The sequence below is a fragment of the Gillisia sp. CAL575 genome, from assembly GCF_000403785.1.
In the GTDB taxonomy this organism is placed as follows: Bacteria; Bacteroidota; Bacteroidia; order Flavobacteriales; family Flavobacteriaceae; genus Gillisia.
The window spans coordinates 43,221-55,551 of record NZ_APHJ01000017.1 but is presented as its reverse complement, the minus strand read 5'-3'; the positions used below and the strand labels follow the sequence as shown (position 1 = coordinate 55,551).

8 protein-coding genes are annotated in these 12,331 nt (G+C 33.1%); 4 read left to right on the top strand and 4 right to left on the bottom strand.

The genetic code is table 11. The annotated features are described in order from the left end of the window. Nucleotides 1-2: 2 nt before the first annotated feature. Nucleotides 3-458 carry a tRNA (cytidine(34)-2'-O)-methyltransferase gene (locus tag I130_RS00375; protein ID WP_034917319.1) on the bottom strand — a complete coding sequence of 152 codons (456 nt, stop codon included), beginning with the start codon at nucleotides 456-458 and terminating at the stop codon, nucleotides 3-5. 306 nt (nucleotides 459-764) lie between these two features. Here I130_RS00375 and I130_RS00370 point away from each other — a divergent pair, with 306 nt between their 5' ends. Further along, entirely contained in the window at nucleotides 765-3,446 is a 2,682-nt protein-coding gene (locus I130_RS00370) for an AsmA-like C-terminal region-containing protein (protein WP_034917315.1), read from the top strand. A 338-nt stretch (nucleotides 3,447-3,784) separates the two neighbouring features. Here the strand turns inward: I130_RS00370 and I130_RS00365 are convergent, their stop codons facing one another. Continuing rightward, nucleotides 3,785-4,579, bottom strand: coding sequence for a DUF2797 domain-containing protein (locus I130_RS00365; protein WP_034917310.1), 795 nt, complete (start codon nucleotides 4,577-4,579; stop codon nucleotides 3,785-3,787). Nucleotides 4,580-4,697: 118 nt separating this feature from the next. On the opposite strand from I130_RS00365, the gene I130_RS00360 reads away from it, so the two are divergent. Further along, on the top strand, nucleotides 4,698-6,242 hold the full coding sequence (locus tag I130_RS00360; protein WP_034917308.1) for a GH3 auxin-responsive promoter family protein: 1,545 nt from the start codon (nucleotides 4,698-4,700) through the stop codon (nucleotides 6,240-6,242). An 83-nt stretch (nucleotides 6,243-6,325) separates the two neighbouring features. On the opposite strand, the gene era is transcribed toward I130_RS00360, so the two are convergent. After that, on the bottom strand, nucleotides 6,326-7,210 hold the full coding sequence (era, locus tag I130_RS00355; protein WP_034917305.1) for a GTPase Era: 885 nt from the start codon (nucleotides 7,208-7,210) through the stop codon (nucleotides 6,326-6,328). Between the two features lie 382 nt (nucleotides 7,211-7,592). Between era and I130_RS00350 the strand changes: the two genes are divergently transcribed. Beyond that, nucleotides 7,593-9,131: a SulP family inorganic anion transporter gene (locus I130_RS00350; RefSeq protein ID WP_034917301.1), complete on the top strand. Its 1,539-nt coding sequence runs from the start codon at nucleotides 7,593-7,595 to the stop codon at nucleotides 9,129-9,131. Nucleotides 9,132-9,191: 60 nt separating this feature from the next. Here the strand turns inward: I130_RS00350 and I130_RS00345 are convergent, their stop codons facing one another. Continuing rightward, nucleotides 9,192-10,718, bottom strand: a complete 1,527-nt coding sequence (locus I130_RS00345) for a carboxypeptidase-like regulatory domain-containing protein (RefSeq protein WP_034917297.1) — start codon at nucleotides 10,716-10,718, stop codon at nucleotides 9,192-9,194. Between the two features lie 181 nt (nucleotides 10,719-10,899). On the opposite strand from I130_RS00345, the gene I130_RS00340 reads away from it, so the two are divergent. Continuing rightward, the gene (locus I130_RS00340) at nucleotides 10,900-12,324 is read left to right on the top strand and encodes a hypothetical protein (RefSeq protein WP_034917292.1); all 1,425 of its coding nucleotides are present in this window, start codon (nucleotides 10,900-10,902) and stop codon (nucleotides 12,322-12,324) included. The last annotated feature ends 7 nt before the right edge of the window (nucleotides 12,325-12,331 follow it).

The window sequence follows — 12,331 nt, the reverse complement described above, 5'->3', positions numbered from 1 at the left end:
TCTTAAATCTTCAATTTCCGTATTCCTTCGTAGACAACCACACTAACTGCATTTGCAAGATTAAGACTTCTTATATGCTCACTGTAAATGGGGATTTTATAAAGGTCATTCTTATTCTGTTCAATTATTTCTGAAGACAAACCAACAGATTCTTTGCCAAAAACCAAGAACATTTCATCTGTATAATCAATATCCAAATACTCTTTATCTCCATGACTGGAGAAAAAAGCCATTTTTTTATCTCTATTCAGTTCAAAGAATTCCTCTACATTTTCATAGATCTTTAATGAAATATGTTTCCAATAGTCAAGCCCCGCACGCTTAACTCGTTTATCATCTAATTCAAAACCAAAAGGTTTCACTAAATGTAAAGTAGAACCTGAGGCTAAGCTCAAACGCCCAATATTCCCAGTATTCATTGGGATTTCCGGTTCAATTAGCACAATATTATAACCCATTTTTATCTTTTTGATTTCTCTTCTGATCAAAATTCAATCGGAAGTAACATTTAGTTTACCCAGAAGGCTAAATATACTTCAGTTCATATTACTATTAGTGAACCTAAAGAACAATAACGTCCAAATTATTTTCACAACAAATTAAGTAAAAGAAAATTTCAGACTATTAACTTTGTATTCTAGTGTTATATAAAAAATATAACAATCTCTAATTAATTAACCAATTGGCTTAGAGATTGTATTAAGGTTTAGCACAAAGCATTAGCAAGAATAAACCTCTTATAATTGGAGATCTAATTTAGAAAAATGAAAAAAACATTTAAAATTATAGGTTTTACGTTACTGGTAATTATCGTTCTCTTAATTACTGCACCCTTTATATTTGAAGCACAGTTAAAAGACATGGTTAAAAAGACCATTAATAAAAATGTAAATGCTTCGGTAGAATTCAGCGACTTAGATCTTACATTATTCAGAAGTTTTCCGCAGGCAACTTTGGTTTTAAAGGATCTTAGCATCATAAACAAGGCGCCATTCGCAGGGGACACGCTTGCTGTTACTGAAGAATTGCTTCTGGAGATGTCTATAAAAGAACTTTTTAAAGGTAGTGATCAACCAAAAAAGATAGATGAATTAATCCTGAACAAGGCTTTTGTAAACATCAAGGTAGATTCCTTAGGGAATAATAATTATGATATAGCCATTATAGATTCTACCACGGTAGAAACAGACTCCACTTCAAACCCATTTAAGCTAGACCTTAAACATTACGAGATAAATAATTCCAGACTTAAATATGTAGACGATGGCAATAAGATGGCATTAAGTTTAGAAAACCTTAATCATCAGGGAACAGGGGATTTTTCTTTAGCTCAGTCTGAATTAAACACAAAAACCAATTCTCTTATTTCTTTGGATTATGATGGAACAAATTATTTAAATAAAAATAAACTAGCCTTAGAAGCAGTGATCCAGATGGACTTGGATAACATGAAATATACCTTTTTAGAGAATAAAGCTACTTTAAATCAATTACCATTAACCTTCGATGGGTATGTTAAGGTAAATGATGATAATAATGAAATTGACATTTCCTTTAAAACCCCTTCTTCTTCATTTAAAAATTTCCTGGCAGTTATTCCGGCTATCTATGCTAAGAATATTGAAAATGTAGATACTCAGGGTGATTTTATGTTGAGCGGAATTATTAAAGGAATCGTAGATGATACGTATATTCCAAAAATGGACATCAAGATAAGTTCAAGCAATGCTTCTTTTAAATATCCAGATCTTCCAAAAGGGGTTGATGATATTAATATAGATGTTGCTATAATCAACGAAACCGGACTTGTAGATGACACATTTTTAGACATAAATAAAATGAGTTTTAGAATAGATCAGGATTCTTTTAGTGGGAATGGAAAAATCAAGAACCTTACTGGAAACATGCTGGTAGATCTTGCTGTTAAAGGAACTATAAATCTTGCCAATTTAGAAAAAGCATATCCACTGGAAATGCAACAAGACCTAAATGGTATTTTAACAGCCGATCTTAAAACATCTTTTGATATGAGTTCTATTGAAAAAGAACAGTATCAAAACGTGAATAGTAGTGGAGTGGCGAGTATAAAAAACTTTTCTTATAAAACTCCAGAAATCCCGAATGAAGTGAAAATTGCTACAGCAAATTTTAAATTCAACCAAGGAAATGTGCAGGTTTCAGAAATGATGCTTACTAGTGGAAAAACAGATATCAATGCTACCGGATCTATTCAGAATTTAATGGGTTATTTATTTACAGACCAACAATTGAAAGGAAATTTCCAATTGAGATCCAACACTTTTTCTGTAAATGACTTTATGATCGCAGAAACTAAAACAGTTGAAAAAACAGATAAAGATGGAGTTCCTACTGAAAAAGCAAAAGTGGTAACTACTGGAAAAGAAGCTATAAAAATACCTTCGTTTTTAGATGCAACAATGGCGTTTAACGCCAATACTGTACTTTACGATAATTTAGTGCTCAAAAATGTAGTTGGAACCATGATTATTAAAGATGAAACCGCTACACTTCAAAATGTGACCACCAATATTTTTGATGGTTCTATTGCATTAAATGGAAATGTTTCAACTAAAAATGCGGTTCCAACTTTCTCTATGGATATGGGATTAAACGCATTGGATATTTCAAAATCGTTTGAAGGATTAGAATTACTACAACAACTTGCTCCTATTGCTAAGGCATTACAAGGAAAAATTCAAACCCAATTAAATCTTTCGGGAAATCTCAACGAAGATTTCACACCACAACTCTCAAGCCTTGCTGGACAAGCCTTGGCTCAAATTTTAACTGCTAAAGTAAATCCAGAACAAATGGCATTACTTTCTAAGTTGGACGAAAAATTAGGTTTTATAGATTTTAATGATATAAATCTTGATAATTTAAAGGGAAAACTCACTTTTAACGATGGAAGCGTAGATGTTGCTCCTTTCGATTTTATTGTTAAAGGAATAAAAGTGACAGTTGCAGGGAATCATAGTTTTGATAATGTTATGGACTATAATCTTACGCTAGATGTACCAGCAAAAATGTTAGGGAGTGAAATTGGAAATACCTTATCTAAGCTTAGCGCACAAGACCTACAGAATATGACAGTAGCAATACCAATTGGTCTTAAAGGAAATTTACAAAGTCCGCAGATAAATCTAAATATGCAGCAAGCCATTAGCGGACTAACACAACAAATTATTGCTCAGCAAAAAAAGGAACTCACTAATAAAGGAATAGATGCCTTGGGTAATATTCTTAGCGGGCAAAACAAGCAGAATACAAAAACCACTGTAGATTCTACAGGAGCACCAGTTCTTACCCAAAAAGATACAGTGAGAACTCAACAGCAACAGCAAGTTAAAGACGTTGCGAGAGATATCTTAGGTGGATTTTTAAATAAAAAACCTAAAAAAGTTGATACTACGAAAGTGAATTAAAATGGTAGAGTTACTATATAACTCCATTTTAACCTCAAGTAGAATTTAACTAAGCTTATCGAGAAAATCCACAGAGGTTTGAAATTACTGAAATTATAATGTAGTAATGTTGTCAGGTTGAGTGGAGTTGAAACCTCTTAATTGAGTAAAAAAATTCTCGACTTCGCTCGAACAGACAATAAGAGGCGTGGTAATTTTTTGAAAATGAATCGCATATCCTTATTTACATACCTCCGTAAATCTATTTTTATGGAATAGGTTCTGAAACAGTTCCAATTATTATCGGAACAGAATGACGGTAGCTTTGAATATAATTGTAAGTCCAGTTCTGTCGAAGATTAGAGTATTAAAAGTTCCACCACAAAACCTTCATGACTTCTAACATTAAATACAGTGCCATCTTCAAATAATAAATACTGTCCTTTAATACCTTTTAGAACTCCTTCATAAAATGGGGCTTTGGTCAGGTTTAAGGTTTTTACTTTCTTAGGATATTCGAGAACAGGAAAATGTATTTCTGTTTCTTTATTAGCTCCCAAAAAGTATTGCGTTGCCTCTTCTGGAATATACTGTTTCAGTTTTTCACGTTCTTCTGCAAGATCCAGGTCTTTAATATCGTTAGTAAGCATCTTACGCCAATTCGTTTTATCTGCTACATGAGATTTTAGTGCAACTTCAGTTATCCCCGCCAAATATCTATTTGGCACTTCCACGATCTCAATAGCTTCATGCGCCCCCTGGTCTATCCATCTTGTTGGAATTTGTGACTTTCTAGTGACTCCCACTTTCACATTGCTGGAATTAGCCAGATATACAATATGAGGTTTTAATTGTACCTGCTTCTCATATTCTAAATCGCGGTCTTCTTCATCTAAATGAGCTTTACTCAACTCCGGATTCATAATCCAACTCCCGGCTTGTGGAATAGAGGAATAACAGTCATAACAAAATCCCTGAGCAAATACTTTCTTCTGTAAGCCACAATTCATGCATTGATATCTCAAAAAATTTATGCTAATTCGTTTATTGAGAATCTGATTAACATTCAGGAAATCAGACTCAAATACCATATAATATTCTACTTCTTTTTGCAGCTCGGTTTTCATTTTTGATAGAACACCTTCGTATCTCATAACAATTTGTTTAATTTTATAGGTAATGCTTATTGTAAGCTAACAGATTAGTTTTAATTTTATCGGATATACTGTATATTACCAAGCGTTTTAAATAAGGTTTAAAGATAAAAGAATAATGCCAATTCCACTAGTAAACTCTATCGCCTCTTGGGTTTTGAAGAAGCGTATCCATCAAATGGAGTTGTTTATGAAGTATCCTAATGAAGTTCAGCAAGAACTTTTAAGATCACTTATAAACACGGCCAGACATACTGAAATTGGAAAAAAATATAACTTTTCTGAAATAACCAATTACAAAACCTTTGCTGAACGAGTTCCAATTCATTCTTATGAAGAATATGAGCCATCTATAGAACGTAGTAGAAAAGGCGAAAACAATATTTTTTGGCCTACGCCTATCAAGTGGTTTGCAAAATCCAGTGGTACTACTAATGCAAAAAGCAAGTTTATCCCTGTAAGCGACGATTCTTTAGAGAATTGTCATTATGCGGCTGGGAAAGATTTGTTGTGTATGTATCTCAATAATAATCCGCAATCACAATTATTTACAGGAAAGAGCTTGCGCTTAGGCGGAAGCAAAGAAATATATAGAAATAATGGTACTTCTTATGGAGATCTTTCAGCAATACTAATTGAAAACATGCCTTTTTGGGCAGAATTCAGCAGCACACCCAGCAGCGAAGTTTCCCTTATGAACGATTGGGAAATCAAAATGCAAGCGATTGTTAATGAAACCATCAAAGAAAAAGTAACCAGCTTGGCAGGAGTTCCCTCCTGGATGTTGGTCTTGCTAAACAAGGTTTTAGATACTAGCGGAAAAGAGAACTTATTTGAAGTTTGGCAAAATCTGGAGGTGTATTTTCACGGAGGAGTGAATTTTCAACCTTATGCAGATCAATATAAAAAAATACTTCCCAAGGATTCTTTTAGATACTATGAGATCTATAATGCTTCTGAAGGTTTTTTTGCTTGTCAAGATCACAATAATTCGAATGAACTTTTGTTAATGCTTGATTATGGGGTCTTTTATGAATTCATTCCCATGGATGCCTATGGCACAACAGAACAAAGAATAATTCCGCTTAGCGAGGTAAAAACCGATGTGAATTATGCGGTTGTTATAACTACAAACGCAGGTTTATGGAGATATAGAATTGGAGACACAGTGAGATTTACTTCTATTAGTCCTTACCGGATTAAAGTTTCTGGAAGAACTAAGCATCATATCAATGTTTTTGGAGAAGAGTTAATCATAGAAAACACCGATAATGCTCTTAAAAAAGCATCACAGATCACCGGCTGCCAGATCATAGATTATACAGCTGCTCCAATTTTTATGGAGGGAAAAGAAAAAGGAGCTCATGAATGGATCATTGAGTTTAAAACCCCACCAGAAAATCTAGAAATTTTTATTATTGAACTCGACCTGGCTTTACAACAATTAAATAGTGATTATGAAGCAAAGCGTTTTAATAACATGACCTTAAATATGCCAAAGGTTCATCAAGCTCGTGAGAAGTTGTTTTATGATTGGCTAAAGAAAAATGACAAATTAGGTGGACAACATAAAATTCCAAGACTTTCTAATAAACGTTGTTATGTAGAAGAATTATTAGAAATGTCTGGAAAATCATCTGCGACAGATGCTATGGAGATTTAAGTTATAGCCACTTTATATAAAATAAATAAGAAAGCCTCAATAACTTAAATTATCGAGGCTTTTTATTAGACTTTATTTAATGATTACTTCTTATTATACCCAAATCTTTTTAGTTGCTTAGAATCATTACGCCAGTTCTTATTCACTTTTACGTATAGTTCCAGGTGAACTTGCTTCCCGAAGAATTTTTCCAGATCTTTTCTAGCCTCTACTCCTACTCTTTTTAGAGCTGCACCTTTATGGCCAATAATAATCCCTTTTTGAGTTTCGCGCTCTACCATAATAATACTTCGCATTCTAATGATTTCTTCATCCTCAAAGAATTCCTCGGTATCTATCTCTACAGAATATGGGATTTCCTTTTTATAATGCATTAAAATCTTTTCACGAATGATCTCGTTTACAAAGAATCGCTCTGGCTTATCGGTTAAAGTATCTTTAGGATAGAAGGCTGGAGATTCTGGTAATAACTCTACTACTCTATTAAAAACCTGAGCTACATTAAATCCTTGTAAAGCAGAAATAGGATAGATCTCGGCATTCGGTACTTTAGCTGTCCAATGAGCAACTTGTTCTTCTAACACACCTTGATTGGAAATATCTATCTTATTAAGTAACAACAACACAGGAATGGTAGCATTGGTGATCTTTTTAAAGAAAGCTTCATCCTTTAATTCCTGCTCACCTATCTCTACCATATAGATAAGAATATCTGCGTCTTCAAAAGCTGACTTTACAAAATCCATCATAGATTGTTGAAGATCGTAAGCGGGTTTAATAATTCCCGGAGTATCACTTAAGATCGCCTGAAAGTCTTCTCCATTAACAATTCCCAGAATACGGTGTCTGGTAGTTTGTGCTTTAGAGGTGATAATAGATAATTTTTCACCTACAAAAGCATTCATTAAGGTGGACTTACCAACGTTTGGATTTCCAATAATATTTACAAAACCAGCTTTATGTGCCATAAGAAAGATTTTTTGCAAAGATATTTTATTTACTAAGTCATTCCTAACTTTTTAAGCCTTTCTAAATTTAGGGTGTTATCTAAAAATTGTTTTTCTGAAAAGAATAAAGACCAAAGAAGAAGTTCAAAAGAAAAGACTTCTCGACTCCGCTCGAAGTGACAAAAAGGATTTCCTTATAAACCCCAAAGAAGTTATAGAAAGATTCAATCCTCTGGATTTAAACAGCTTTCCAAGTTAGATTTAAATTAAAATCGATATTTTTGCCGATTCTTAGGTATTTTAGAGCTAAGCTTTTAATTATGAAGCAATTAGTTGTAATCCAAAGAAAATAATTTTGAAATATTCCATTAGCACTATTTCCTCATAGTTTTAGACACATTTAATGACAAAAATTTTTAATCTTTTCGATTTTTCACAAAAAGTAAATTATAAAACCGAAGTGTTGGCGGGTCTAACGGTTGCTATGACTATGATTCCAGAGTCTTTGTCTTTCGCAATATTAGCTGGTTTCCCTCCGTTAATGGGATTATATGCTTCTTTTATAGCTGGTTTGGTAACAGCGATTTTTGGTGGAAGACCAGGAATGATCTCTGGAGGAGCTGGTGCAACTGTTATTGTTTTAATTGCTCTTATGAATTCTGACGGGCTTGAGTATGTTTTAGCCGCGGTTGCATTAGCCGGAGTATTTCAAATTTTAGTAGGCGTTTTTAAACTTGGAAAGTTTATAAGACTAGTACCTCATCCTGTTATGTTTGGATTTGTAAACGGATTGGCAATCATTATTTTTATGTCACAATTAGACCAGTTTAAAACGGTGTTAAACGGTGATATAGTTTGGCTTACTGGAAGTCCTTTACTAATCATGGCGGGGCTGGTGGCCTTAACTATAGCGATTGTTGTGTTACTACCTAAAATAACAAAAGCGGTTCCTTCTTCTTTAGTTGCAATTATCGTTGTATTTATATTGGTGTATTTTTTAGGAATAGATACGAAAACAGTAAAAGACATTGCATCTGTTAGTGGTGGTTTTCCACCCTTTCATATTCCTAATATTCCAATAAATTGGGAAACTTTAAAATTGATAGCACCCTATTCTATGATCATGGCTGCTGTAGGATTAACTGAAGGCTTACTTACTTTAAATTTAGTAGATGAAATTACGGAAACTAAAGGAAACGGAAACAGAGAATGTATCGCTCAAGGGAGTTCTAATATTTTAAATGGCTTTTTCTTTGGAATGGGAGGTTGCCCGATGATCGCTCAAACTTTAGTTAACCTATCTGCTGGATCAAGAGCGCGCTTGGCCGGAATTGTTGCAGCATTAACAATACTTGTGATAATTTTATTTGGCGCTCCAATAATAGAACAATTACCAATGGCAGCACTCGTAGGTGTTATGATCATGGTTGCGATTGGAACTTTTGAATGGGCAAGCTTTAAAATTATTAATAGAGTTCCCAAAAAGGATGTTTTTCTCGTCTTAATAGTTGCTACAATCACTGTTCTATTACATAATTTGGCTTTAGCAGTTTTAGTAGGTGTTATTATTTCTGCATTGTTCTTCGCCTGGGAAAGTGCTAAAAGAATTAGAGCCAGAAAACATGTTGATGCAAATGGAGTTAAACATTATGAAATATATGGTCCTTTATTTTTTGCGTCTACAACTGCATTTATTGAAAAATTTGACGTGGGTAGCGATCCAGACGAAGTGATCATTGATTTTAAAGATTGTAGGGTTTCAGATATGTCTGCTATTGAAGCGTTAAACGTAGTTACCCATCGTTATCATAAACTAGGTAAAAAAGTACATCTAAGACATTTAAGCAATGATTGTATTGTATTATTAAAAAATGCAGAAGCGATTATTGATGTTAATATTATGGAAGATCCAAGTTATAAAGTAGTTGTAGATAAAGATTAAATCTATAATGAAAGCTATTTTAAGATCCAACAGCTTCCTTTTTTTGAATAAGAAATATATCTAATCTTCAGTTTGCGGAGCTGTAAATGCCTTAATTGCCGCATTTGGTTCTATAATATTATATCCATCCCAAAATTCTGGATTGTAGTTTGTAAATTTTTGATATTCAAAATCTTCATCTTTGCTTTTAAAATTTTTGAAATCTGAAGCTTCCAAATTAGAATTCTCAAAGACTATGAGTTGTAATTTATTTAATTGCTTCACTTTTATCTTAATATCTAGATCTAATTCATTCTGTTTCCTTTTTCCGGCTACAAGTTTATTTTTCTCTATAATTGTCAATGGTCTTTCAACTCCAAAGCTTTCTCCTTTTACCAACTCTAAATACTTAGCATTGTATTTGCCAATTTCATCTTTTCCAAAGATCATCTTACCGCTATAAACATCGCTGGCAGTAGAAATTCCTAATAGCCTAAAACTACTTAGGTCTTTTACATTTTCAAAATCTATTCTATACACACCAAAATCTTGAGTATTTACAAATATTCTGCCTTTAAAATCTCCGCCTCGTTTTGGTTCAAAATCTATAACATAAGCCATAACATTTTCTATTTGAACATATCCATTCACCTCAAATTTATATTTTCTGGACTTTTCAAAAACATCTAGGGTATTATCGCTTTTCCAGAACATAGCATTCAATAATCCGTTAATATCAGAGACAGTGTTCTGTTTTAAATACTTCAGTTTAGTAGCTTTAATTTTTTCCAATTCCTCAGCTGTGGGTTCTGGTTTAATTGCTACTCCTTCCTCATGCTCATTTAATTCATCCCGTAGTTCTTCAGCATCAACCTTCACTCCTAGCCATCCAGATTTTATTTTTAAATAGGAGTTCTTCTTTAACGTTTTCTGAAATATATTTTGAAGTTTATCTGAAAGTTCAGTTAATGACTCTCTGCTTTTAGGATTTTCAAGATTTGCCGCTTTTAGTACGTTTAATTTCTGCTCTGCGTAATTTCCATATAAATCACCCAGAACCTCCCTATAAGAATCGCTCATTTTAGGGATACTTTTAGAAATACTATCCATTAAAGATTGGTTAAGTTCGGGTATTGTACTTTCGTCTATGTCCATATCAAATTGACGCACATAATTCACATCAGACTCTCTAAAGAAAAAACGTTTTTGAGTATAATTGAAATTATAATTATCCCGTACGTTCTGGCTTACTTTTGAAATGATTTCTTCTGCACTCAACATCTTATCAGAAAGAAAAACATCGTTTAACTGAATGCTTTGTGATTTCAGATAAATTATGTGACCATTAACTTTAGAAATCGGTAATTCTTTAGTTTCATATCCTATAGAAGAAATGCTAATAATAGTAGAAGGGTCAAGATTTGCCTGAATATTAAATTTCCCCTCTTCATTAGCTAACACCCCTCGCTCATTTGCATAAACAAGTGTAGCAAATGGAATTGGTTCTTTATTGGAAAAATCTAAAATCTGTCCTGATATTTCCTTTGCTTTTGCAATTTGAACAAAAGCAAAGAAAGTGAGAACTGCACTTAAAACTAATGATTTCATGAAGGTTATTTATATAATGACGCTTATACGATATAATTGTTACAGTATTATCATTGATTATTAATTGAATTTCAATCGATTATAAGCGATCCCTAAAATTAATTTGATGATTATGATAAAGTTAATAAGGAAACAATTTTATCTTCTTAAATTTAGACTGCCAATTTTAAAACAATAAAATATGCCTGTTAGCGTAAAAGGTGATAAAGAGCTCGAAAGCACACTTTCTATAGAGAACAAATGTCTCCGTATAAATCTTAACGAAAATATCTATGGAACTTTCGCTGAAATCGGGGCAGGACAGGAAACTGTACGTAACTTTTTTAGGGTTGGAGATGCATCAGGTACTATCGCAAAAACAATAAGCGCGTACGACAAGGATTTTAGTGATGCTATTTATGGAATTGAAGATGACGGAAGATATGTTACTGAGAATAGGTTAAAAAGCATTCTTTCTTTTGAAACTGGTCTTATTGAGAATAGGATCTCAAGAGAAAAACATCCAGACAAACTTTTCTTTAGCTATGCAAATACGGTAACTACTATAGATTTCGCTAAAAAATATAAAGGTCATGGTTGGATGGGAATCAGATTTCAAACCCAACCTGAAGAAGAATATAGTGAGATCATTTTACACGTACAGTTTCATGAAACCTTAGCTGTTCTTCAGCAGATTACTATTGGAACTATGGGAGTGAATTTAATCCATGGAGCTTATTATCTTCATGACGATCCAAAGAACCTTCTAAATCATCTCTATGATCAGCTAGATAAGGACCAGATTGAGATAGATACTATTAATTTTACAGGCCCTGTCTTTGAAAAGGTAGATAATAGATTAATGAGTTTGCAATTGGTTAAAAACGGAATGACAGATGCTGTGATGTTTGCTCCAGACGGGCATAATATTCTTCCTGCAAATGTTCTTTACAAACGCAATATATTAACCCTTCGTGGTAGCTTTAGGCCTGTAACCAAGGTGAATATGAGCATGTATGAAAAGTCTCTAAAACTTTTTCTGAATGAAAAGAAAGTAGACAAGGAAAAAGTAATGGTGATCTTTGAAATGACACTTTCCAATTTACGTGCAGAAGGAGAAATAGACGAAAAAGATTTCATGGATAGAGCCAAATTACTTTGTTCTCTTGGGCAAACTGTAATGATCTCTAATTTTCAAGAGTACTATAAAGTAGTAGAATATTTTGCACAACACACCTCAGAAAGAATGGGGCTAACAATGGGAGTAAACACTTTCATAGATATTTTTGATGAAAAATATTATAGACATCTTAGTGGAGGTATTTTAGAAGCTTTTGGTAAATTATTTTTTAAGGATCTAAAAGTTTATTTGTACCCTCTAAAAGATCCTGAAACTGGAGAAATTACCACCAGTGAAAATTTGAAAGTACATCCAAGAATGAAAGAATTGTACAAATTCTTTAAAGATAATGGAAGAGTTGTGGACATTACAGATTATGATCCCTCTACATTAGATATAAATTCCAGAGAAGTGTATCAAATGATCTTAGATGGTAAATCTGGCTGGGAAAATATGCTGCCAGAAATTACCACCCAACTCATTAAAAAGAATAATTTATTTAGATAGTCTCAAT

Excerpts from the sequence above, each read along its gene's own strand:
- I130_RS00345 (WP_034917297.1), bottom strand. The coding sequence starts at position 10,718 with ATGAAATCATTAGTTTTAAGTGCAGTTCTCACTTTCTTTGCTTTTGTT.
- I130_RS00340 (WP_034917292.1), top strand. The coding sequence starts at position 10,900 with ATGCCTGTTAGCGTAAAAGGTGATAAAGAGCTCGAAAGCACACTTTCT.
- I130_RS00365 (WP_034917310.1), bottom strand. The coding sequence starts at position 4,579 with ATGAGATACGAAGGTGTTCTATCAAAAATGAAAACCGAGCTGCAAAAA.
- I130_RS00360 (WP_034917308.1), top strand. The coding sequence starts at position 4,698 with ATGCCAATTCCACTAGTAAACTCTATCGCCTCTTGGGTTTTGAAGAAG.
- I130_RS00370 (WP_034917315.1), top strand. The coding sequence starts at position 765 with ATGAAAAAAACATTTAAAATTATAGGTTTTACGTTACTGGTAATTATC.
- I130_RS00350 (WP_034917301.1), top strand. The coding sequence starts at position 7,593 with ATGACAAAAATTTTTAATCTTTTCGATTTTTCACAAAAAGTAAATTAT.
- I130_RS00375 (WP_034917319.1), bottom strand. The coding sequence starts at position 458 with ATGGGTTATAATATTGTGCTAATTGAACCGGAAATCCCAATGAATACT.
- era (WP_034917305.1), bottom strand. The coding sequence starts at position 7,210 with ATGGCACATAAAGCTGGTTTTGTAAATATTATTGGAAATCCAAACGTT.